Annotated in this window: 1 protein-coding gene; it reads right to left on the minus strand. The window is 68.6% G+C overall.

Going from position 1 to position 1322, the window contains the following annotated elements:
* Positions 1–279 precede the first annotated feature (279 nt).
* The coding region (locus tag FHG66_RS21370; RefSeq protein ID WP_218013953.1) for an IS110 family RNA-guided transposase at positions 280–1322 on the minus strand (1043 nt) is incomplete at its 5' end.

The raw sequence follows: 1322 nt of genomic DNA on the forward strand, positions 1-1322 counted from the left end.
GGATTGAAGCGCTGCCGGGCACAAGGTTCGTTCGTTAACAGCGGTGGTGGTCAAGGCTCTTGGTTCGACCCCATGGATCCTTGGAGGAGGATTGAAGCGCTGCCGGGCACAAGGTTCGTTCCGAGGTCGGATGGGCCGCCTCATGATGGGTGTCCGTGGCTGGCTCCGCCTCAATGTCACTGCCGCGCGGGTCCATGCCGCGACGATCGCTTCGAGGTCAGGGCCGGCTTGCGTCCCGGCAAGGACGCCTCCCCGGAGGGAGCAGGGCGAGCGGAGGGGCTAGGCGGCCGCCCTCCACTCGAACTCGGTGCCATCGGACCAGATGGCATGCATCATCACTGCAAGCTTGCGGGCCACGGCCACCTTGGCCTTTTTGAGCCCGGACCGCTCCTGCAGCCGCAAGCCCCACGACCGCAGCGCCGAAGGTCGCGTGATGCGCGTCAGGACCACGCTGGCCGCCTCGAACAGGTAGCTGCGCGTCATGCCGTCGCCGGTTCTGGTGATCCGGCCAGATCTGTCGATCTCGCCCGACTGATGCACGCGCGGGGTCAGGCCAAGGTAGGCGCCCACGTCCTCGGAGCGCTTGAAGCGGGCCGGGTCCTCCAGGGTCGAGGTGAAAGCCAGCGCAGTCAGATAGCCGATGCCAGGTACAGTCATGAGACGGCGTACCGTCCCGTCGCCTCGCGCGATGGCACGGAGCTGGCGCTCGTACGAGGCGATCTGCGCGAGCACGGTGCCCAGCACGGCCAGGAGCGGCGCGGCGAAGGCGGCGTAGGCCGGGTCGCGGTCCATCATGGCCGCCGCCCGGTGCTTGAAGGTGCGCCCAGCCGTCTTGGTGATCATCAGGCCGAAGCGCTTGACCGCACCCCGCAGCGTGTTCTCAAGCGTGCGCTTGGTCTGCATCAGCAGCCGGCGCCCCAGCAGCAGGCTCCGGACCGCTTGGGCCGAGGCGCCGCGAACCCAGGCCTCGCGGTACCAGCCCACCCGCATGAGCTCGGCCAGGCCGCGCGCGTCGTTGCGGTCCGTCTTGTTCGCTCGGGCCGAGAGCGCCTTATGAGCGTGGCGCGTCTCCAGGCAGACGACCGGCAGCCCCGCCTCCTTCAGGGCCCGGACAAGCACGCCCGCGGTCTGGCCCGTCTCCAGTCCGACCCGTTCCGCGTCGCCCGCGCACCTACGGATGCACTCGACCAAGTCCTCAGGCCGGCTCCTTGCCTTACCCTCGAACCGCACCTCGCCCTTGTCACCCAACACGCACACGCTCGTCTCCGCGAGGGAGACGTCGAGGCCGACATAACTCGCCATAGTGTGTTCCTCCGCCATCG

Origin of the sequence: Rubellimicrobium rubrum, from assembly GCF_006152115.1 — a bacterium.
GTDB lineage: Bacteria > Pseudomonadota > Alphaproteobacteria > Rhodobacterales > Rhodobacteraceae > Rubellimicrobium > Rubellimicrobium rubrum.